Origin of the sequence: Flavobacterium aquidurense (assembly GCF_001404985.1) — a bacterium.
Classification (GTDB): Bacteria; Bacteroidota; Bacteroidia; order Flavobacteriales; family Flavobacteriaceae; genus Flavobacterium; species Flavobacterium aquidurense_B.
This window is the reverse complement of the sequence record NZ_JRLF01000007.1, coordinates 124,389-146,383: the sequence shown is the minus strand read 5'-3', so window position 1 is coordinate 146,383 and position 21,995 is coordinate 124,389. Positions and strand designations below refer to the sequence as shown.

19 protein-coding genes are annotated in these 21,995 nt (G+C 30.7%); 1 reads left to right on the top strand and 18 read right to left on the bottom strand.

What is annotated here, in order from left to right:
• Positions 1-13: 13 nt before the first annotated feature.
• A complete protein-coding gene (locus RC62_RS04985) occupies positions 14-1,150 on the top strand; it encodes a DUF4105 domain-containing protein (RefSeq protein WP_055093211.1) in 1,137 nt (378 codons plus the stop codon).
• Between the two features lies 1 nt (position 1,151).
• On the opposite strand, the gene RC62_RS04980 is transcribed toward RC62_RS04985, so the two are convergent.
• The 18 genes from RC62_RS04980 to RC62_RS04895 are packed head-to-tail and all read right to left on the bottom strand — an operon-like array spanning position 1,152 to position 21,978.
• The gene (locus RC62_RS04980; RefSeq protein WP_055093209.1) at positions 1,152-2,546 is read right to left on the bottom strand and encodes a sugar transferase; all 1,395 of its coding nucleotides are present in this window, start codon (positions 2,544-2,546) and stop codon (positions 1,152-1,154) included.
• Positions 2,547-2,602: 56 nt separating this feature from the next.
• Entirely contained in the window at positions 2,603-3,952 is a 1,350-nt protein-coding gene (locus RC62_RS04975; RefSeq protein WP_055093207.1) for an O-antigen ligase family protein, read from the bottom strand.
• An 18-nt stretch (positions 3,953-3,970) separates the two neighbouring features.
• On the bottom strand, positions 3,971-5,059 hold the full coding sequence (locus tag RC62_RS04970; RefSeq protein WP_055093205.1) for a glycosyltransferase: 1,089 nt from the start codon (positions 5,057-5,059) through the stop codon (positions 3,971-3,973).
• Positions 5,056-6,174, bottom strand: a complete 1,119-nt coding sequence (locus tag RC62_RS04965; protein WP_055093203.1) for a glycosyltransferase — start codon at positions 6,172-6,174, stop codon at positions 5,056-5,058. Before RC62_RS04965 ends, RC62_RS04970 begins: the two co-directional genes overlap by 4 nt.
• Positions 6,175-7,155 carry a glycosyltransferase gene (locus RC62_RS04960; RefSeq protein WP_055093201.1) on the bottom strand — a complete coding sequence of 327 codons (981 nt, stop codon included), beginning with the start codon at positions 7,153-7,155 and terminating at the stop codon, positions 6,175-6,177.
• On the bottom strand, positions 7,152-8,165 hold the full coding sequence (locus RC62_RS04955; protein ID WP_245176785.1) for a glycosyltransferase family 2 protein: 1,014 nt from the start codon (positions 8,163-8,165) through the stop codon (positions 7,152-7,154). The genes RC62_RS04960 and RC62_RS04955 overlap by 4 nt, the downstream gene beginning before the upstream one ends.
• A 6-nt stretch (positions 8,166-8,171) precedes the next feature.
• Positions 8,172-9,041: a class I SAM-dependent methyltransferase gene (locus RC62_RS04950; RefSeq protein WP_055093197.1), complete on the bottom strand. Its 870-nt coding sequence runs from the start codon at positions 9,039-9,041 to the stop codon at positions 8,172-8,174.
• Positions 9,042-9,047: 6 nt separating this feature from the next.
• Entirely contained in the window at positions 9,048-10,667 is a 1,620-nt protein-coding gene (locus RC62_RS04945) for a hypothetical protein (protein ID WP_055093195.1), read from the bottom strand.
• Positions 10,668-10,670: 3 nt separating this feature from the next.
• Complete coding sequence (locus tag RC62_RS04940) at positions 10,671-12,215, bottom strand: glycosyltransferase family 2 protein (RefSeq protein ID WP_055093193.1); 1,545 nt, start codon at positions 12,213-12,215, stop codon at positions 10,671-10,673.
• The gene (locus RC62_RS04935; RefSeq protein ID WP_055093191.1) at positions 12,212-13,387 is read right to left on the bottom strand and encodes a glycosyltransferase family 4 protein; all 1,176 of its coding nucleotides are present in this window, start codon (positions 13,385-13,387) and stop codon (positions 12,212-12,214) included. The genes RC62_RS04940 and RC62_RS04935 overlap by 4 nt, the downstream gene beginning before the upstream one ends.
• Positions 13,388-13,389: 2 nt before the next feature.
• Positions 13,390-14,715 carry an alpha-1,2-fucosyltransferase gene (locus RC62_RS04930; RefSeq protein WP_055093189.1) on the bottom strand — a complete coding sequence of 442 codons (1,326 nt, stop codon included), beginning with the start codon at positions 14,713-14,715 and terminating at the stop codon, positions 13,390-13,392.
• A gap of 25 nt (positions 14,716-14,740) precedes the next feature.
• On the bottom strand, positions 14,741-15,622 hold the full coding sequence (locus tag RC62_RS04925; RefSeq protein WP_055093186.1) for a hypothetical protein: 882 nt from the start codon (positions 15,620-15,622) through the stop codon (positions 14,741-14,743).
• Positions 15,622-17,055, bottom strand: a complete 1,434-nt coding sequence (locus RC62_RS04920) for an MBOAT family O-acyltransferase (RefSeq protein ID WP_055093185.1) — start codon at positions 17,053-17,055, stop codon at positions 15,622-15,624. Before RC62_RS04920 ends, RC62_RS04925 begins: the two co-directional genes overlap by 1 nt.
• Before the next feature lie 50 nt (positions 17,056-17,105).
• Positions 17,106-18,500, bottom strand: a complete 1,395-nt coding sequence (locus RC62_RS04915) for a hypothetical protein (protein ID WP_055093183.1) — start codon at positions 18,498-18,500, stop codon at positions 17,106-17,108.
• On the bottom strand, positions 18,500-19,621 hold the full coding sequence (neuC, locus tag RC62_RS04910) for a UDP-N-acetylglucosamine 2-epimerase (RefSeq protein WP_055093180.1): 1,122 nt from the start codon (positions 19,619-19,621) through the stop codon (positions 18,500-18,502). The genes RC62_RS04915 and neuC overlap by 1 nt, the downstream gene beginning before the upstream one ends.
• A 10-nt stretch (positions 19,622-19,631) precedes the next feature.
• On the bottom strand, positions 19,632-20,672 hold the full coding sequence (neuB, locus tag RC62_RS04905; RefSeq protein WP_055093178.1) for an N-acetylneuraminate synthase: 1,041 nt from the start codon (positions 20,670-20,672) through the stop codon (positions 19,632-19,634).
• Positions 20,672-21,316, bottom strand: coding sequence for a hypothetical protein (locus RC62_RS04900; protein ID WP_055093176.1), 645 nt, complete (start codon positions 21,314-21,316; stop codon positions 20,672-20,674). The genes neuB and RC62_RS04900 overlap by 1 nt, the downstream gene beginning before the upstream one ends.
• Entirely contained in the window at positions 21,313-21,978 is a 666-nt protein-coding gene (locus tag RC62_RS04895) for a cytidylyltransferase domain-containing protein (RefSeq protein ID WP_055093174.1), read from the bottom strand. The genes RC62_RS04900 and RC62_RS04895 overlap by 4 nt, the downstream gene beginning before the upstream one ends.
• Positions 21,979-21,995 lie beyond the last annotated feature (17 nt).

Genomic DNA, 21,995 nt, shown 5'->3' with positions numbered 1-21,995 from the left:
AAAATTTTAAATCATGAAAAATGTCATTTTCAAAAAAGCACTTTTTAGTTTACTATTATTAATGAGTTTTATTGGTTTTAGCCAAAGTTTGCCGCTGTCTAAAGACGCAAAAATTAGCGTTATCACTTGCGGATTGGGCAACGAAACATATTCTTATTTTGGACATACGGCAATACGGGTTGCTGATCCCGGAAATAATATTGATGTTGTATATAATTATGGGGCTTTTGATTTTAGAACTCCAAATTTTGTTGCAAAATTTGCAAAAGGAGATTTGCAGTATTTCGTGATTGTGCATTCATTTCCGGAATTTATTGAAGAATATAATACCGAAAAAAGAAGTGTATTTGAACAGGAACTTCTTATCTCCCAAGATGCAAAACAAAGGCTTTTTGATAATCTAAATACGACTCTCGCATCTGAAGATCGTTATTATACTTATAAATTTATTGATAAAAACTGTACTTCGATGGTAGTTGACATTATCAATAAAAGCTTGAATGGTACTGTTATTAGTAAAAAAGGAGATACTGACATAACGTATCGATCCATTTTATTTCCTTATTTTAATGGACATTTTTATGACCAGTTGGGTACAAGTATTATTTTTGGAACTAAAGTAGATCAATTGGGAACTAAGATATTTTTACCTTTTGAATTAAAAAACAGTTTAGAAAAAATTACTTATCAAAATCATCCTTTAGTTACTAAGACCAAAACTTTACTAAGCTTCGAGAAAGAAACACCGGGATCATGGTGGAATAATGTTTATACTTATCTTTTTATTCTTGCATTTGTTGTTTTGGCGCACAATAAAATAGTAGATAAAATCTATCTTTTGATTTTATCTCTTATGGGAATCTTTTTTGTTGCTGTGGGATTTTATTCTTTTCACCAGGAACTGGCAATGAATTATAATGTGCTTTTATTTAGCCCTTTATTATTGATTTTGATTTTTCTATCGATTATAAAAAACAAAAGATGGACATACCGTTTTGCGGTATTACATTTACTGTTTTTAATTTTTTATAGTATTTTCATGATTAACAAAGCGCACTTTTTGATTGTTTTACCAATGATTATTACAAGCGGATTTGTTTTAGTTAGAGTGGCTATTCGAAACAAAAAACGTATCCCGATTATTATCTAAATTATTGTCCGCGGTAAAATAAAACTGTGGTAATCGTTTTGAATGTGATACTCAAATCCAGAAATATACTTCGATGTTTGATGTAGTATAAATCATATTGCAATTTTATCAAACTCTCATCAATAGATTCCCCGTAGGAATAATTGACTTGAGCCCAACCGGTAAGTCCCGGTTTTATAACGTGTCTGGTTTCATAAAAAGGCATTATTCGGGCAATTTCCTCTACAAAAAACGGTCTTTCAGGTCTTGGTCCAATTACGGCCATATCACCTCTTAAAATATTAAAAAACTGAGGCAACTCGTCTATTCTTGATTTGCGCATCATTTTGCCAAAAGGAGTGATTCGTTTGTCATTTGAAGTTGCAAAAGCAATTCCATCTACTTCAGAATTCTTAATCATTGTCCTGAACTTATAGATTTCAAAAACAATTCCGTGTTTGCCTACACGTTCCTGAGTATAAAATAATGGTCCTCTATTTGCTAATAGGTTTCCAATAAAGATTATGGGTACAAAAAGAAAACAAACCAATAGTCCACAAAAAGAAAACAGAAATTCCATTGAGCGTACTAAAAACAGATAAAGCTTATTGGTATTACTACGGCTAAAAGGAAAAAAACGATAAAAATCCCTTGCAATATAATGTACAGGAATACGCTGGGTTTTACTTTCATAAACCTGTGTATATTCTCTGATTATATTACCGGATTCTAATAAGTGAAGTAATTGCTGGTATAAATCGGCTGTAATTCCGTCTGTTTTTTGGGAAGCTATTACAATTTCAGAAACTTGGTTTTTGATTACAAAATCTTCTAAATCATTCTTTTCAACTTCTTTTACATAATTAAGCCCTGAATTTTCTTTAGAAATTGAATCTGAATTTACAAAACCAATAATTTTATAATGCGGGTCGACATTTTCAAGGCTTGAAACTAATTCCTGTACTTGGTTTTGATCGCATATTAAAACTACATTTTGAGAGAATCGATGAGATGCAAGGAAGAAAACATAAAAAAAACGCCATAATAGCAGTGTGCCAAGTATGGTAGAGTAGAATATAAATATTACTATTCTCTGCTTAGGCAATTCAGGCGATAAAACGGGCGTGAACAAATAGGCTAAACTAGTAGTTGTAACAGTAAAAATTACACTTTGAAGTATTTGTAATTGACTACTTGCTACTTGTAGATCGTACATTTCGAATATTACTCCAAAAGCATACATATAACTAAGAAGTAAAATAACACTTAGAAAATTACCTGAATCAAAAACAAAGTAGTTATAATCAAATATTAAACTTAATATATATAAGGCAGATAAAATAAAAACAGCATCAAAGACAAGAAGCAATATTCTTCTTTCTGAAATCTCGAAGTGCATTTTTTTGTTAGAAAACATTTTTTCAATTTGTTTAGGGCTTAAACTTGAGTCAAATGTATTATAAAAAATAGAATCTAATCGATCAAATTTTCTGTTTTTTCAGGAATTTTAACCTGAACTAAAAGTAATGATAATGCATATACAAAAGCCGGAGCTGCTGTTCGCATTGCGGCGTGATTTATTGTTAGTAACCAAAAAATAAAAAAGGACAGAAAATATAAATGCTGTCTATTATTAACATATACTACAAAAGGAGTTATAAAGAGTAATGCAAGTCCAAAGATTCCAAACAAGCCATGCTCACTTAACATACGTGTAATCTCATTGTGTGAAGCTGCACTCTCGCCAAATGTTTCTTTCCTGACTTGTTTCCCCATTCCTGCTCCAATTCCTAAAATAGGATTATCCATAAAAATTGTAATCTCTTCTCCCATGATTTCTTCTCGCCCACCTAAACGATCTTTTTTTACTCTTCCGGCAGCATCTTGATTTGCATAACGTTTTTGTATAAGTCCATTGGTCTGAATGGAAGAATACCCCCAAACTCCTACCCCCATTATACCTGTTACAATAAAAACTAATACAAATTTGCTTTTACCTCTTGCATTAGAAAAACTATATAATAAAGCAAGCAAGCAAACAATCATAACGGCTGCTGTTATAACTCCTCCTCTTGAAAAAGTAACAATCCCTCTATAAGTCATAAATAATAACAAAAAACCATTTATGATGATTGCTTTTTTTGATTTTGAGAACAATATTAACTGTGTAAAAAACACAAACATTCCTAATCCTAAAGCCGTAGAAACCTGATTAGGACCAAAACCACCAGAAGTTTCAAAATTAGATTGTGTACCTGTAACCACATCCCTAACGCTGGGATTAAATAAAAACAAATATACTGTAGTGCTTACTAATGGCAATCCCATTGCAACTAATACATTTTGTAAATCAGAAAATAAAATTCTTCTTCGAAACATATAGATCGAAGATATGGCTAAACATACGGGTCCTGATAAATTAAAAACTAATGATTTCTTGATATCAACAGAAGGGTTGAAGACCGTAGAGGTAATTAAAATTGATGGAATTAATAAAATCAGGAAAAACCAATATATAAATGCATTCGTAGAAAAATTGCTGTATATCATACCCAGTAGCATGAAAAAAGTCACACCAAATTTAACAAATTCATTATTTAAATTTCCGCCAGTCATTCGCAAAAAAACTTCAACTCCAACTAAATAACCTGCAACCAAAAGAACTTCATTGTTCTTGTTTTTAGTTCGATAAACAATAAAAAAACCAACAACCAGAATTAAAAGCGCATATAATTTTGATAAAAAAGGAATAGTAAAAACAACTAAAGCAATAACTGCATGTATGAGAAGCAGAAAACTATAGGATGATTTTGTATTTTTCATTTTTTATTTATTGTTATTTTAAGCTGTAAAAGTAGTCAAAGATTTCAACCATAAAAGATACTCTTTGATAATACTGGTTTCGCTAAATTTTAGCTGAACATTCTGATGCAAAGCCAAAGCGATTCTGTTACTGTAATTTTGATCGTTAATTAGTTTTTCAATTGCAGTAACAAATGAATTAAGATCATTAGATTCTACTATTATACCTTCGTTCTCTGAAGTAATTATTTTTGAGACTTCACCCACATTTGTAGCAACAACTGGCAACTTATACATTCCGTATTCTAAAATCGCTAATGGAAGCCCTTCTGAAACTGATGACAGAACAGCAATTTGACATTGTTCTAATGCTGAACCAACAGTATCAGTTGTTCCATAAAAAAAAACAGTATCGTGAAGTTTTAAATCATCAATCTTTTTTTTCAGTCTATCAGAATAAGAATCTTCAAAATCTTTACCAAACAAATGAAAACTCCAATCCGGAAATTTATTTTTCATCAAATTTGCGGCGTCCAATACTAAATCATGATTTTTTTGTGCACGTAAATTAGCTACGCAAATTATTCTTTTTCCTTCAAATCCTTTTAGATTAATTTTCTCTCCGGAAACAGAAGAATCAATTACAAAATTAGGAAAATAAGTAATATTAGAAGTCAAGAGATACGATTTTGCCCATTCTTTCAAAGCAGAATTTACAGAAATGATTCCCATAAAAAAAAACGAACCCAATTTGAGGCTTAAGTTTTTACGAGAAGACAGATCCTGTGAAATTCCATAATGGTCATGCCAAATAATTTTGATTTTTGGCAAGGTTAATTTCACTAAAACAGCAATAAAAAAAGAAGAACTATGAGCATGAATTACATCAACGCGATTACTCTGTAAATATTTACGTAATCTAAAAACAGCCTGACGATCTACTTTCTTTTTTTTGTTCAGGAATAAATAAGAAACCTTTTTATCAATTTGGTTTAATAATAATCCTTCTTTCCTGGAGACAACTAACCCTGAAAATTCTATTTTTTTTGATAACGCATTAGCATAATTAACAGCCATTCGTTCTGCTCCACCAGCTTCTAGAGAGTCTATTATTTGTACAATTCTCATTTTGATAATAACTTTTTAATTTCGTTTTCAAAAAGATCTGTAGTATAATTTTGTGACCATTTTGCAGCTAACATGCTTTTTTCCAGAAACGTTTTTTCGTCATCAATTATTTCGTTAATCTTATTTACATCTTTCTCTAAATCCATTTCTAATAAAATCCCACGATTACCGTAATCTAACATAAAAGGCACACATGAAACCTTACTTGCGATAGGGATGCAATCCCAAAACATTCCTTCGGCAATGGCTTTTGGCCAACCTTCACTTTTAGAGGGTAAAATCACAAAATGACTTTTTTGATAGGCTTTCTTCAATGTTTCATGATTTTGATTTCCGTGTAAAACAACTAATCTTTCTAGATTATTTGTTTTAATATAGTTTTCCAGCTTTGCTCTTTCTGAACCTTCTCCGTAAATATTCAGATTTACTTTGTGTCCTTTTTTTATTAATTGATGAACTAATTCTATCGCATAAAATGGATTTTTACCTGAAACTAAACTCCCTGTAAAAATAAATTCGATTGTAGTATCAAAATCTGTTTTTGTGCTATTTTCTTTTTCTGCCTGTGCGTATGTGGCAGTAAAAAAAGGTTTTATATTTTTAGACTGATTATGCCAATCTCCATAAACTAAAACCTGCATGTTACGTGTCAAAAATGTATTACTTAAAATCCATTTTTGCATTTTGTATGTCAGTGGCTGTTTACTTTGAGGATCCCAATTACCGGCATATTTTGCTGTCTTAGGTTTTGCTGGAAATAAAATTTGAACAAAACATCCAATCAAACCCATATTACCGGGACAACGCAAGTGAATATGATTGGCGTTTTTCATAGCCAAAAATATTCGCCAAAAAATAACCGGCAATTTAAAAACGGAAAGCAAACTGTTTTTTAAGCTTGTCAGATTAAAATCAGGTACGGCTTTAAAATCAATCTTATTGTGCTTGTAAGCAATGTCTATCGCCGTGGGCTGTTTACTTTGTAATGGCGCAACGACAATTACCTCATCTACATATTTAAACCATATATTCATTTCGCGAACATAAGGTGCATAAGCATAAAATAAATCTTGCTCACTATTGTGCATCACATGACTGATTATTACAAATTTCATTTATTTATTTTCTAATAATCTTTTAATAACTTTTTGAGGTGTCAGATAGATTTCAAAATAATTCCTGCTTTCTAATTCTAGTTTTCTTTTAAAGCTACTATCTGTAGTTAATTTTTCTATTGCCTTATTAATTTCTTCTTCGGTTTCAGCATATAATAAATGTTTTTCATTTATTAAATCTGCTGGTAATTTATTGTAATGAGACGTTGTAATAATTGCTTTTCCTAAAGCTAGAAATTCAGCTAATTTCCAACCATGACAAGAGAGAACAGCGGGTGTATTAAAGACAAATGCAGAATTCTTAAGTTTTTTCAGATAGGTTTTCAAAGGGATTATTTTGGAATATATTAAAGCATCATATCCCAGATTATCACCATTACTTCTCGATACAAAGCCTCCTTCAAAATCAATATTCTTATTTTTTTTGCAGGTTTCTATAAACAGGGCTCTATTATTATTGGTTTCATTTTCTTTTTTCCAGATACTGTTTAAAAAGAAAACTTCATTAATTGAAGATTCAGTCAAATTATATTTATTTAACCTGAATCTTTTATATTGCCTCCAATAATTGGCTGCAAACCCTCTTTTGTTTACTATAGAATTTTTAAATCTTATAAAATTAAAAGCCCAATGATATAGGGTTTCAAACAAATTCCAGATTTTAACACCAAAACTTGGTCCTATTGCAACAATCTTCTGGTAATCTTTAGCGGGTAAACTATCAGTATTATAATTTACTTTTCCATACACATCACACCATTCCAAGCCCATTAAATCAATTTGAGCTGAATCTATAGAATCAATAATTATCTTTCTGGAATAATTATCATCTTCAATTATAAAAGCAAATGTTTCTTCTTGAAATTCAGGAAATTTAGAAATATTGAATTCAAAATCTTTATAAAGTTCTTTTATTCCCTGAATATAATAACCGTCGTAAAAAACATCACAAAGTCCATAAATATAAACTTTCACTTTCATTTTATTTCTTTTGGTTTATTATACCACAAGCTAAGCCAGCCCATTGTTCGACCAATTGCTTCAGTAAAGGGTGTTTTTTTATTGCCTGATGTAATTGTATTCGTAAATCTTATTAAAGTTAGCAGTATCGTAATCGCATTCCACTTAAAACGATCTTTAAAACCTGGATTCGGGTTTTTAACACGCCATATATAATATCCGTTTCTTACTACCATTTTGCCATAATTATACTGATTAGGGCGTCCTGATGGAGCATGAAAATGAGATAAATGTGCTTTTGTATTGATTGCATTTTTACCAAAATTCAGCGCTCGTAAACTAAAATCTGCATCTTCGTATAAACCATAACCTTCAAAAAATCTAGAAAATTTAATATTGTCAACCACAACTTTTCTAAATGCCATCGACATACCAATAAGTAAGTCAACCTCATATGTTTTTCCGGTCATAGGAAATCCGGAAGTTCTTCCGTGTGAGAAATTTGGCATTTTTCCTGAACCTAAATTAGATCCAAGACCCAAATAATTCCTGACTACATTACGGCTTCCTTCTTTATAAAAATATCCTTCGAATAAATAGTACTTTTTCTTATTATAAAAAGAATCCTGATTTTGAGGTTTCCACTTATATTCATTTATTGCTATTCCTCCTACTCCGGTAATATCGGGATTGTTTTGAAATGTTTTTATTGTCTCAAAAAAATAATCGGGTTCTAAAACCGTATCATCATCTAAAAAACAAACTATTTCTATATCTTGATTTATTTTAGAAATCCCAAAATTTCTTTGTCTTGTTAATCCTCTGTTTTCTTCTGAAATTAAAAAATATTTTAGGTTCTTGAATTTATTGTCTTCCAGAATAATTTTGGTATCATTATTAGTTGATCCGTCGATTATTAAAATTTCATCCGGATACAGGGTTTGTCCCTGAACTGATTGCAGTAAAGCCAGCAAAGGTTCAGGACGCATGTAAGTGCAAACAATTAGAGAAAAGCGCAAAGGTAAATTCATTAAATTTTATACTTTTAAAACCACAAAGATATTTCCGGCGGTTAATTCTTCATCAGAATATTTTTTATAATCTTCATGAAGCTGCACTTTTTTAAATAGCTCATATCTTTTGGTATCTTCTTTTAAGCTCTCATAGTCCAGATGAACAATTTCGTAATCATATTTTTTAAATATTTCCAGAAACTGAGGCAATCTTAACCGGTTATGATAATCATATTTAGTATGTATTTTGTCCCACTCTTTCTTACTGTATTTTAAGAAATCCTGCAGCGATAAAGAACTGTCATTATGTTGGCGTAAATCACTTGGGGAAATAAAATGAATTACATATGTCCCTTTTTTTAGTACCGTCTTGATTTTTTTGTGCAAGGCGTCAACATCATTTTCATTCATGTGCGAAAGTACATAACGTGAAAAAACAACATCGACATCAGGAAAATCTTTTTTTACAATATTATAATTTGGAAAATACTCGACTCCCTCAGGAAGACTGTACTTATTATCCGGGCTTGGCACTATTTCGCAATCATATCTTTTAGAAAAAAGAGTATTTAATTTTAAAACCGTTTCTTTTTTAAAATGTTCATTAATATCAAAAGTAAGTACTTTTTTTGCTCCAAATTTGTATTTAAAAAAATAAGGCATACTAGGAAACCAGCCTGAACCAAACTCAAAAACAACTTTATCTTTTAAGTCGATATCCAAACCGGTTAAAACTTTTGAAAGTCTTGAATAGGTTGATTCAACGCTTTTTAACCGATCTTCCAGAGTCGACTTATCAAAAAAACTTTGAATTTTATGATAACAATAATCATCGACTTTATTAGGTAATAAAGTAAGTGATTTGAATAATATCGTTTTTAGCTTGTGATTCATGTATAATTAAATTGCTTGACGCTTTTGTAGGCTTGTGTTGCTTTTTTCGAATATGTTTCCTTCTAGATCAATATCTAAAACCAATTTTTCAAAATCAGACCAATATTCAATTAACTCTGTTAGTGTTGGATTCCATATTTGATTATTCCTGATTTTATAACCCAGATATTTAAAGTTTTCAGATACTTTTTTATCTATTGTAGTTTCTGTCGAGAATAATTTTCCTTCATGGTATTCCATTGGTACAGAAAAATAAGTGTGTGCAATAAAAACACCTTTCTCGTTGATTAATGTGTTTATATTTTCGTGAGATAATGATTTTTTAAAATCAAGCATCTCTAAGGTTTGAAAAATATAAAACTCCTTATCAAAAATAATATGCTTAAAAACCGTTGGAGAATATTTTGCCAACTTATAAGGGTTCTTCTTTTTAGTATTCCAAAATAACAACACCGAAAAAATTGAAATACTCAGTTTAAAAAAATCTCTTATTAATGGAAAAAATAATTTTAGTTCTCTTTGAAAAAATACTTTTTTGAAACGCGATGCAGTATGTTTATATTTCAAAATTAAATCTTCTTCATTATAATAATGAAAAATAATATTCTTGATTATTAGCTGTGTATTTTTTATGAAACCTAAACCTTTGTTCCCGTTTAAGAAATTTGATAATGTAAAGTGCCTGGGATTAAACTGATTTATTACGCCATGTGTTGCGGTTCCTGAATCGATATAATTCCAGAGTGTATTTATATTTTTTTTATTTAAAATGTTTTCAAATTCATTCTTATTGAATTTCTTATTCTTTAAAAGAGAAAAATTATAGGGTTGAAATCCGTGATCAATCCAAACTTTTATATCATGCAACGGAGGAACAAATTGCTCAAAATCTACAAAACTCTCCTGATCTGTTTTTATAGATTGCGAAAGCGAATGATAACATAACTCGTGCCCATCATCACTCCAATTTAAAAGTTCCTGCTTTTGATTTTGAAATGACGCATTATCTTCCCGCTTTGAGAAATGGTTTAGAAAAAAACCTTTAGTTACTTTTATCTGATGTTCTTTAAAAAATTCTCTTTGTAAAATCAAATTTTCGGCAGTATCAAAATCACAGTGATCAGTAAAACAAGCTACCGCTGTAAATGGATTTTTTGATCGGCTTATCTCAATTGCTTCGCTTTTAGGAAACAATAATGCTGGGGTTTCAATAAAATTAAACTGTTGGTTTGCTGAAGAAATCGTTTTCCTGTTTTCATTTCCCAGATAACTTGCAATTGGCACCGAACAGTCCGGATTAAATCGCCAAAGCAAAACTGTGGTATCATTTTCATCAATTTCCCAAATACCTGCAGTTATATTAGACTGAACAATTTGACCGTTTTCTAATCTTATTATTTTTGGACTAAACTCGTTTGCAATAAAATTAATTTCACTTTTTTGCCACGTATAATCATGACTGCGAAATTCAGCAATAGTTTGAGAAAACGTAATTTTTATATCAAATGAATTGAAATCCGAAAGATTAAACAAAGATAAATCTATAGCTTGTTTTAGTGAATCATTTACCTCAAAATCAATATTTTGATCTCCTGAAGGTGTTACAATAGTTATGGAATGTATCAAAATTTATATTTTATTTTTTAATTGATTTGCCCAATACAAACTTTGTTTCCATTGTTTTTTGAAATAAGAAAAATATTGAATCGGATTTTTTATAGGCTGCAATTTATAAAATTTGAAAAATAAAACGGTTCTATAACCATTAATTTGCTCTTTACTAAAATGTAAAATCTTGTAGAGCATAACTGTTGGTGAAGGTTTAGGCTGAATTTTATCATTCTGCCATTCCAGAACCGGTTTTGTTCTAAATCCACCAATTGGTGCTTTCAGGTGCAAAATTTCAGGTTCAGGAAAGTACATAATATCTACACCTTTGTTGCGAAGCTGCATACCAAAATCTGTATCTTCTCCGTAACCAAACTCAAATCCCTTACGGTATTTAAGATTTTCTAAACATTGGCGTTTTACAATACTACAGCCAGATCCAAAGGCTTCCCATTGCATATTGCTATGATATTTTTTACTAAAATCATACGCACTGTCATAGCAGCCAAATGTAATTTCGTCAAGACCAAATTTATTGAGCTGAGCGAATGCTTCTTTCAGGAATGATTTTTTAATTCTAATATCATCATCAGCCATAAAAACCCATTCCTGTTTTGTTTCAGCCAAAGCTAAATTTCTGGCATTGCAGGCACCTGCCTGATGCGTAAAAATATGTTTTATCTCAAAGGGCCAACTTTCATTTTGAAGATAATCTAATTCTGAAATACTTTCTAAATTTGGATTTTGTTCTACAATAACAATCTTTTTTGGTAAATGTGTCTGAACAGAAAAATCTTTTAAGATGTCATACAAAAATTCTTTTCTTCCAATAGTTGGGATAATAACATCTACAGTTTCTTCTTCTTGTATTTTTTTTGAAGATTGAACTTCTATGAGATTTAATTCTTTCTTGTCCAGTTTTCTATTTGAATAGAACAAACTAAAAATCAGGGGAAGAACAGCTACTTTTCTTTCGTATAAAAACAAATTCAAAAACAACAGGAATATCCAACGGGTTTTGTAATGCTGTTTTACAAAACGGAACAGGACAAATAAACTTGCTTTTTTATTTACCTCCTGATTAAAAATATCTTTTAACAAAAGTGGTTCTGAAGAACACAAAAGCCCATTATTCATCGCTAATTTAGCTATTGAATGTAAAAAATACTCAAAGTTATTGCCTGCTGAAATCGATTTTCTGAGTTCTAAAAGTACAGATGCGTGAATTCCTCCAACACAACTGCTCATTTGCCAGGTTGGGTAACTTACTTTTTTATTTATTTTTATAAACGGAGTCTCTTCTACATAACCAATTGCATCACATAAAAGTGAATTTGTAAAAGGATTATAGGTGGCCATTATTTTTTTATGATGAAAAACACCACTGAGTGCAGATAAATTTAAATAAGGTTTTAAATCAAAAATACACCAGATCAAAAATTCGTCCGGATTAGCAATGGCTATTTCGATTAGAACATCTGAAATTTTCTTACCAGAAAAATCCAGATTCTTTCCTTCGCGAATAATCTCTTTGACTCTATTATTTTGATGATAAAAAACAATCATAATATTTTTTGGTATTGATTGATTATTTTTTGATAGAATTCTATATTTTCATCTGCTAATTTATTGATATCAAATTTGGCTTCTACTCTTTTTCTGGCTTGCTTACCTATTTTTAAGCAGAGAGATTCATCTTGCAATAATTCAGAAATTCTTTCTGCATATAAATCATGATCATTAGGGTGCACCAGATAACCGCTTTCTCCATCAATAATAATTTCCTGTGACCAGCCAATGTTACTGTTGACTACTGCTTTTTTCATGGCCATAGATTCTATTGTAACCATTCCTAAAGTCTCAGCAAAAGTTGGGAATACACAAACATTTGCTTTTTTAATATAACCTACAACTTCATTATAGGGAATTTTACCTAAATATTCGACATTACTAAGATCATCTTTTTCAAATTGATTTTGCATCAGTTGCCAGGTCGAACTTGAATTTGTCTGAATATCAGCAGCATCACTTCCAATTAAAATTAATTTTGCATCAGGATAATTTTTTCGAACTTTATTGAAAATATCCGGTAACTCCAGAACTCCTTTTTTACGAATTATAGTTCCTACATACAAAATCATTCCTTTTTCAAAATTTTCCGGGGCATCATTTGTGAAATTTTGTAATTCTAATCCGTGATGAATTGTTTTTACTTCATCATTTTTCAATTTAAAGATTTTTCTGGAAAGTTCTCCGGCAAAAGTAGTTGGCGCTATAAATCCTTTTGCATTTTTAAGAGCCAATTTTTCTGACCAGTAATTCTTTGGTTTTTGTTTTCTTTTTTCCAGATGGCAAAAATAAGCATCGCTACCATGAAAACGGATTACTAATGGTATTTTAAAATTCATAAAAGCCGTTATTCCAGTCCAGTCAGGAGCTTCAAGAATGTCTATTCCTTTTTGAGAAATTGTTTCTTTTATAAATTTTTCGATTTTTTTTCTATTAAAATAAAATTTAAATAAACTTGCTTTACTATCTGTTAAACTATAAATCGTAACATTATCCTCTTCTAAAATAAATTCTCTTTTCTGGCTATATACAAAAACGGAAACTTTATTCCCCAACATCTTAAGTTTCTCTACTAAATTGTAAACACTTGTGCCTAATCCGCCATCATGGCCAAATGCCTTATGCGGATAATGAGATACTATGTATGCGATATGTGGTTTTAATGCCATGTTTATTTTATTAAAAGTAATCTTTTGACACTTTTTTTAAATTGTATTTTTTTTCTCCTCGTGTATTTTTTAATACTATAAGCATAACCGCCAAAACTTAAAAACTTTATTCCGTAAAAGTGCATCCAAATTTCGGAATCTGACTCAAAATGAAGGTTTTGTTCTAAATCACCAGCTTTTTTTAAATAAACATCTAAAGTATTATTTTTTGTTTTTCTTTCTGCTTTAGAAAAATCAAAAATCCTTGAAAATAAACCAAGATCATTCTGTACTACAAAATCTTCATAATTTAATCCTCTTGAAACTTTAAAAATTTCGGCTACATTATTAGCGACCAATTTTACGTGAGGTTTGTTTAATGCTAACCAACTGGAATACATTAAAAATGGCGGCAAAAAATAATCTTTTTCTAAAAAATAAATATCATCAGATGATCCAGTATCAGTATTGCTAAAGGCAATTTTTACATCAAAATAACTCAAAATATAATTTTTAATTATTTCTTTATTTTTTTGAGATCTTATGTGAAAAACTAGTTTATCTAATATGATTTTATCGTTTAAATGATTGTATTTGATCCATCTTTCAGGAAAATAGTCTTTATCATTTAACTCGATACTTTTTAATCCGTCAAAATTTTTAAATGGCCTGATGATCTTAGAATCTTCTTTCTCTCCTAACCATGCTGACCACCAGGAAAAAGTCGAGTTACTTATTATAAAATCATCGCATAATGTTCCTAAACAAAGTTGCTCAACTTCGCTTAATCCATCACCAAAAAAAGCATTTTTTAAAAATGAGAAATGAAATTTACAATATTTAATATCATCACTGAGAACGACAAGATTGCAGGATTCCCAATCAGGAAAAAAATGAATCAGACTGTTCAGATAATATTTTATGGATAACTGAATATAATCCGGATGATTTACAAAATCTCCTCTACGAATAGAGATAAGAATGGTGCGTTTTTGAAAGACTTCACGATATTTGGTTTTTAATTTGTCAATTAAATTTTGAGAAAACTCGAAATAATATTTTGTCAGTTGCTTATCAAAATATCTTTCTGATTGAAGCCAGCCTTCAATATCATAATTATCTGTTCCTAACGCTCTATCATAATAACTATATTCTTTTTCTTCGATCGTTTTAAAATTCGAAAAATTAGTTTGTAAAAGCGGGAGTTTGTTTTTAAAATAATCTTGATATTTCCAGTCTAAAAAAGAAAATTCCTGCTTGGTTTGAACAGCGATACCAATAGTTGACGCTATTTGAAAAAGCTGATTTCCCAAATTACCTTTCTTTCCTATCTTGCTGTACGTTATCATTTCTTATTTTGGCTTTGAGAGAGAATTATTTATTAAAAAAATCTTTTATAATTCTGGCTGTAAACATTTTTGCGCCGGTATCATTCATGTGTCCGCAAGACGAAAAATATTTATTCTCTACAACAGCATTTTCATAGTTATGAATTTCTGGATATGCTTTTTTTACTTTATCGAAATAATCCATTCCAACAACATTTTCGCACATTGGTGTCATGACAGTGATCAAATTGATATTATTCTCTTTACAAATCTTTTTAATTTGCTCGTAATATCTATTGTGTGGCAGCGGATTTAGATTAACAATATTGTTTTTCATGTTTCCGTTTTCTACGCCTTTTAATGGATAATAGCCTTCATTATCCAAATTACTTGTTCGTTTATGTACTGCATTAAAAAACATTTCCCTAAACCCAATTTTAGCTTCGTATTTTATATATCTGTAAAATGGGATATAATATAACTCATTAAAATCAGTTTGAGTTTCAAATTGTTCTTTTACAACTTTTGAATTATGAATATACGGTAAAAATGCACATGAAATCCCGTCTGATCTTTTGATTCCTGCAAGATTTAAATCTGCCTCAAGAATAACATTCTTGATTTGATATTTTCTTTCTATCATAAGTTTCAACATCAGGGATGTCTCGAACAAATGCGAACCACTCATACCATAATTAAAGGTTTTTAATCCTTTTTCTTCAAACATTGAAGCAACAAAATGGTTATTTGCACGTGATGAACCCAAGATTATCACATCATACTTTTCTGCTTCTGAATTATAAACCTGATCTATTTTTCCTCTGTTTTTACTTTGTATAAACATGGCTGTATAGAATCCATCTAATACAATTGTGAGTAAAATTGTCAGCAAAACAATTTTGCCTGTAAAAATTAAAAACTGTTTCATTAAAATTGAAAATATATAAATTCTTTATAATCTGAAAAAATTCCGAATGCGAGAATGGCAGCAATAGCAAGGGTTAATCTCAGCAAACTTCTTTTTCCGGAAATAGGTTCTTCTTTATTGCGATTATTCCATTCAACCAAAACGAACAAACCGGTTAGTATTAATAACTCATAATTATAACGTTCGTTTTCCAGATATTGAAAACTAAAATCAGCGTTCGTAAAGAGTCTTTTTAAATATAGAAACGCATCTGTTATGGTCTTTGATCTAAAAAATATCCAGGCTACGCAAGTCAGTAAAAATGTTGACAGAATGTTTAATATGACTTTTACAGAATCAAAATTCCATCGTAAGAAGATCGTATCCATGTTATTTCTGTTTCTATTTGACAATAATAAAGGCAGAAAATAAATAGCATTTATAAATCCCCAGGCAACATAAGTCCAATTGGCTCCATGCCAGAACCCGCTGACTACAAATATGATGAAGGTGTTTCTTATTTTCATCCATATTCCTCCTTTGCTTCCGCCTAACGGAATGTACAAATAGTCCCGAAACCAGGATGAAAGCGAAATGTGCCAGCGACGCCAAAACTCGGCAATATCTCTTGAAAAATAAGGATAATTAAAGTTTCGCAATAAATCTAAACCAAACAGTTTTGAAACTCCTAATGCAATATCTGAATATCCTGAGAAGTCTCCATAAATTTGAAAAGCAAAATAAATGGCTCCCAGAATTAATGAGAAAGTATTCATTGCCGTATAATTATCAAAAATAGCATTTGCATATGCGGCGCACGTATCTGCAATGACTACTTTTTTAACCAATCCCCAAACAATTTGAAAAACACCTTCTTTTGCTTTTTCAAAATCAAATTCTCGTTTTACTTTTACCTGAGGCAATAAATGCGTGGCGCGCTCTATTGGTCCTGCAACTAAAAGTGGAAAGTAGCTTACAAATAGCGAATAATCTACAAAGTTGTATTCAGCTTTTATTCGTTTGTAATAAATATCTATTACATATGATAAACCGTGGAAGGTATAAAATGAAATTCCGACCGGAAGGATTACATTTAATAAAATTGGACTGGCTTTTACTCCTACTGAACTTAATAAATCTGAGAATGAGGAAGCGAAAAAATTATAATATTTAAAAATTCCTAAAAATCCTAAATTAACTATTATGCTGAGCCAAAACCAAAACTTGCGGCTTCCTTCTGATTTTCCTTTTTCGATTTGAATTCCGGTATAATAATCCAAAAAAGTCGAGAACACTAATAAAAACAAGAATCTCCAATCCCAACAAGAATAGAAATAATAACTGGCAACAATTAGTAACGCATTTTGGGTATTTTTTGTTTTATTAAAGACAAACCAATACAGAAAAAAAACGACTGGTAAAAAAACAGCAAATGCTAAAGAGTTAAAAAACATATTATTTTAAAAATTTGATAAACAATTTAATAGGAAATAAAATTCAGAAATTAGTGCACGATTTTTTCGATAGCTTTCCAAATTTTTTCAGAAACACTTTCTGGCGAATGACCACTAATGATCTCAAACCATTTTTGAGCATTTTCTATTGTTTCCGTTGATTGCTCTAAACCAAGTCTGATTTTTTCTTTTATGTCCTGAGGGGAATTTAACCATAAAACGGCATTTTTATTTGGCATGGACCTAAAGTGAACGTATTGATAAATTTTAGAAACTGACCAATCTTTATCAACTTTATCAGGTACATCATAATTTATAAAAGCACAAGGTTTTTGATGTGCAACATAATCAAACACCATTGATGATCCCAGGTTTAACACCATCTCTGTATGTTTGATTGTGTTAATTTGCAATTCGAGATCTCCTTTTGTTGGTAAAATGGTATTCCAGTCTTCTCCAACTTTTTCCCATAAAGGAGCAATGGGTGTAATTATATCTTTATTTTTTTCAAGTACTAAATCATATCTCTTAGAAAAATCTACCGGACAGCGTCTAAAAATAATCCCTATTGAATTTCCCTGATTATTTAGTTCTCTGACAGCATCTGCAACATCAGATAAATATTGCGGATCATCAGGACAAGTTGTAAAATCATCTCCTGAATAGCATACATATTTTTTATTTAAATCAAGCTGGTATTTTTCGAAAAACGCACTTTTTGATACGGCATTGTTTGCATCAAAATGACTTTCAAATTGTGGAGTTCCTGTTACAAATATCTGATTTTCTTTAATGTACGGATAATAATGCAGCAGTTCGCGCTTCATGTGCTCGCTCCAGACAAAATAAAAATCTGTCTCGACTACCATTGTTGCTTTTGGCAAATTATCCCAGGAGAATATAAAAGTAGCTGTTGGAATTTTTAATTCTTGTGCTGCTAATAATGGTGCAATTGCCAAAACCGGACGCTGATTGGTACAAAAAACGAAATCAGGTTTTTCTATTTTAAGTGTTTCCAGACAATGCGCATAATAGTTGCCGCTTTTTTCTAGTTTTTTAATTTTTTCGCGAATTTTCTTCAACCCTTTATCTGAAGAATGAGTTGCAATTAAAAACTGAGAAATTAAATTTTTTACAGCTGGTTTTAATTTTTTATACGAAAAAGGAAAACGATAAGTATCATACACCGGATCTTTCTCAATTTGAATATTTAAATTGAGTTCGATATGTTTTCTTGCATTTTTATAACTATCCGTTAAAAGATTCGCTTTAGCATTTCTGATTTTTACCTCATCAAATCCTAAAGTTGTTAAATCAAAAGGAGTATTATTCCAATATCTGATATCAAAATTTTGCTGTAATCCGAATTTGAAAAAATTTGAAAAAGCAAAATTCCGCAGTCCTACTCCGTCAGGCAGTAAAATAAAAATTTTTTTATTAAGCATTAACTGTCTCTAAATTGTTTTTGGTTATTAAGATGCCAAATATCTGATTTTTGAAGAGACTGAAGAAATAATTCGTTACTATTTCCTTCGCCAAAATCATCGATCGATCCCTGAACTTTATGAGAATCTATTATTGCAAGTGCTTTTTTTATACCTTGAACAGAATAATCGGTGTTGATAATATCAGCATGTATTGCCCTGTTTTGCTGTCTTGTGCCTATGTTTATAATAGGAATTCCATAATAAGGCGCTTCTCTGATTCCTGCACTACTATTGCCTATTATAAATTGACTGTTTTTTAATAAAGTAAGAAAATATTCAAATCGCAGTGACGGAAAAACCCTGAATCTTGGATTGTCTTTTAGCTTTTTATAAGCATCAAGAATAAACTGACTTCCTAAATCATTATTGGGAAAAATCACGATATAATTGTGATGATCGTTTAATAATGATGCTACAAATGATTCTGCATATTCTTTCATGATCGAAAACTCAGTCGTAACGGGATGAAACATTACAATCGCAAAATCATCAAAGTTGATTTTATAATAATCTTTTGCCGTTTTTAAATCCGGTAATTGATCAGAAAACATAATATCAATATCCGGGGAACCAATTGTAAAAATGGATTCTTGTATTTCTCCCATCTGGCTCAATCTTTTCGCTGCCTGCGTATTTGAAACAAAATGAATATGGCTTAATTTACTCACGCTATGACGAATTAATTCATCAACAGTTCCTGAAATTTCGCCTCCTTCTATATGAGCTACAAGAACATTATTAAGAGAACCAACAATAGCACCTGCAAGGGTTTCTACGCGATCACCATGAACCACTATCATATCAGGATTTATGGTTTTGCAATAACCTGATAATCCTTCTATGGTTTTAGCCAATGTTAAATCCATTGTGGTCTCGTGCGTGTGATTTTCGAATGTAAAAACATTTTTAAAATTACAACGCTCAATTTCTATTAAGGTATATCCATAAACTTCTTGTAAATGCATACCGGTTACAAAAACAAATACTTCAAATTTATCTTGTTTTTCAAGCGTTTGAATCAATGATTTTATTTTACCAAAATCAGCACGGGTACCGGTAAGAAAAAGAATTTTTTTCATTTAAATATTTTTATTCAAAATCAGAAAAATCTAATTGTTCATCATTTTGAATGTCCCTTGTTGCAGTTTTACCTATTAAATCATTAAAATGTTCTGCCAGGATTTTTCCGGTTCCGGGACGTTTTACCCAAATGTTTTGTTTAGATAAAACTTCTCCTTTTTTAATTGAGGCAATAGCGCAAACAGTAGCAAAGGCAAAATCAATTGTTACTTGTTCTTCAAGAGCCGGTTTTTTAGTTCCTCCGCGCATCAAAGCAATCTCTGCCGAAGAAATGATTAGTTCCTGACATGCTTTTTCATCCATACTGCAAACAATATCCGGACCTGTACGCTGCATATGATCTGTAAAGTGTCTTTCTAAAATACTTGCGCCTAAAGCAACAGCTCCTAAACAAGCATTATTATTTAAAGTATGATCACTTAAACCAAAAACTTTATCAGGAAATGCTTCGTGCAATTCTGTCATTGCACCATAACGAACCAAATGAATAGGTGTTGGATATAAATTTGTAGTATGTAAAATTGCCACCGGAACATTATGTTTATCAAAAACAGCAATTGCTTTTTGTACACTTTCGATAGTATTCATTCCTGTACTTAAAATTACAGGTTTCCCAAACGAAGCAATATGTTCTAATAAGGGATAATTATTGCATTCTCCGGAACCTATTTTATAAGCGGGGATATCGAACTTTTTTAAACGTTCTGCAGCTGCTCTTGAAAATGGTGTCGAAATAAAAATCATGCCTTTACTTTCGACATAGTTTTTAAGTTCTAATTCATCAGCTTCATTTAAGGAACAACGCTCCATAATTTCATAAATAGAAACATCGGCATTACCGGGAATGACTTTTTTCGCAGCACCGCTCATTTCATCTTCTACAATATGGGTTTGGTGTTTTACAACCTCAGCTCCTGCCCTGTGTGCAGCATCAACCATTTCTTTGGCAACTTGCAAAGAGCCTTCATGGTTAATTCCGATTTCGGCAATTACTAAAGGTGGAAAATCTTGTCCAACTTTTCTTCCTGCTATTTCGATATATGGATTCATTATTTAAAGTTTTTTCTAATTTTTCTTTTTATAAAAGTGAAGGCTTTTTGTTTGGCCCAAAATAATTTCATTTTAAAAGTAGGGTTAATAAATATTAATTGCCCTCCACCAATATAACTTTTTACACTTCGGCTTTCGTGTGCATAAGGCGGATTCTTTTTTAGCGTTATAACATTTACAAACAATGACTTAGGAAAAATACTTAATATTGATTTTGTTTGATCTTCTCTGCCGCCTTCTATAAAAAGTATCGCATTTACTGCACAATATTGTTCAATTTGTTTTAGTGAAAGATCTAAACCATCAATAATAATTAAATCAAATTTTTTACTAATAACTTCATTCAACTTAGGAAAAAGTTGAATTTGGTCATAGTGTTGTACATTTTTTGGAAGAGCTTTCAAACAAAATTCATTGCTTTCTGTTCCTACATATTTAATATCCAGTTTGTTTAATTTAGAAAACTTTAAAACTGTATCAGAAACAGATCCAATACCCAATCCTATTTCGAGAATATCAGATATATTAAATTTTTTTATAAGTCTTAAAATAGTTTCTAAAGCAAATTCGCTTGCGATATAATCACTTCCTTCTAATGAACAAAAATATTTATAATTCTGAATTGCAAGTTTCTTTATTTTCATTTTTTATTTTTTGTTATTATCCATTCTGTATAATCAAAATCATCCTGTGCATCAATATCAATTTTTGCAAAAATATGATCTATTATCAATGTAAAAGCATTTTCAGAAATAATTTTATCTTCTAAAATAAGTTTTGCTTTAGTGATATAAAGCAATCCGTTTTCATAAAAAAGGGGTTCAAGATCCTGGCTTCGCTGTCCAATTCTATAATTGAAAGGAACGAATTTATTTTGTACAATTTTTCCAAATTTTTGATGATTCTGAGTTACAGTAAACAAACTGTCAGAGTTATTTTGCTCATACATTTTAAAAGCTTTTTTTAATAAATCATCCGGTCTTAAGGGATTTGTAGGTTGCAACAAAACTACATTTTCCACATCTCCTTCTAATTGCTCTAATACATTTTTTAATGCCGTTACCGTAGGTTCTAAGTCACCAGATAAGGATTCTGGCCTATCAATAACCTTAGCGCCAAACAATATTGCCTGCTTTTTAATTTCATCATTATCTGTCGAAACATAAATTTCGTCAATGATGTCGCTATTGGCCTGAGCATATAAAATACTATGTGCCAAAAGTGGAATTCCTGCTAACATTTTTACATTTTTTTGAGGTAATCTTTTAGAGCCTCCTCTTGCCGGAATTATAGCAATTGTTTTCATTTGCACGCAATTATAAT

What these genes read in the sequence shown, in the direction of transcription:
- RC62_RS04985 (WP_055093211.1), top strand. Translation starts at nt 14, where the DNA reads ATGAAAAATGTCATTTTCAAAAAAGCACTTTTTAGTTTACTATTATTA.
- RC62_RS04980 (WP_055093209.1), bottom strand. Translation starts at nt 2,546, where the DNA reads ATGTTTTCTAACAAAAAAATGCACTTCGAGATTTCAGAAAGAAGAATA.
- RC62_RS04975 (WP_055093207.1), bottom strand. Translation starts at nt 3,952, where the DNA reads ATGAAAAATACAAAATCATCCTATAGTTTTCTGCTTCTCATACATGCA.
- RC62_RS04970 (WP_055093205.1), bottom strand. Translation starts at nt 5,059, where the DNA reads ATGAGAATTGTACAAATAATAGACTCTCTAGAAGCTGGTGGAGCAGAA.
- RC62_RS04965 (WP_055093203.1), bottom strand. Translation starts at nt 6,174, where the DNA reads ATGAAATTTGTAATAATCAGTCATGTGATGCACAATAGTGAGCAAGAT.
- RC62_RS04960 (WP_055093201.1), bottom strand. Translation starts at nt 7,155, where the DNA reads ATGAAAGTGAAAGTTTATATTTATGGACTTTGTGATGTTTTTTACGAC.
- RC62_RS04955 (WP_245176785.1), bottom strand. Translation starts at nt 8,165, where the DNA reads ATGAATTTACCTTTGCGCTTTTCTCTAATTGTTTGCACTTACATGCGT.
- RC62_RS04950 (WP_055093197.1), bottom strand. Translation starts at nt 9,041, where the DNA reads ATGAATCACAAGCTAAAAACGATATTATTCAAATCACTTACTTTATTA.
- RC62_RS04940 (WP_055093193.1), bottom strand. Translation starts at nt 12,215, where the DNA reads ATGATTGTTTTTTATCATCAAAATAATAGAGTCAAAGAGATTATTCGC.
- RC62_RS04935 (WP_055093191.1), bottom strand. Translation starts at nt 13,387, where the DNA reads ATGGCATTAAAACCACATATCGCATACATAGTATCTCATTATCCGCAT.
- RC62_RS04930 (WP_055093189.1), bottom strand. Translation starts at nt 14,715, where the DNA reads ATGATAACGTACAGCAAGATAGGAAAGAAAGGTAATTTGGGAAATCAG.
- RC62_RS04925 (WP_055093186.1), bottom strand. Translation starts at nt 15,622, where the DNA reads ATGAAACAGTTTTTAATTTTTACAGGCAAAATTGTTTTGCTGACAATT.
- RC62_RS04920 (WP_055093185.1), bottom strand. Translation starts at nt 17,055, where the DNA reads ATGTTTTTTAACTCTTTAGCATTTGCTGTTTTTTTACCAGTCGTTTTT.
- RC62_RS04915 (WP_055093183.1), bottom strand. Translation starts at nt 18,500, where the DNA reads ATGCTTAATAAAAAAATTTTTATTTTACTGCCTGACGGAGTAGGACTG.
- neuC (WP_055093180.1), bottom strand. Translation starts at nt 19,621, where the DNA reads ATGAAAAAAATTCTTTTTCTTACCGGTACCCGTGCTGATTTTGGTAAA.
- neuB (WP_055093178.1), bottom strand. Translation starts at nt 20,672, where the DNA reads ATGAATCCATATATCGAAATAGCAGGAAGAAAAGTTGGACAAGATTTT.
- RC62_RS04900 (WP_055093176.1), bottom strand. Translation starts at nt 21,316, where the DNA reads ATGAAAATAAAGAAACTTGCAATTCAGAATTATAAATATTTTTGTTCA.
- RC62_RS04895 (WP_055093174.1), bottom strand. Translation starts at nt 21,978, where the DNA reads ATGAAAACAATTGCTATAATTCCGGCAAGAGGAGGCTCTAAAAGATTA.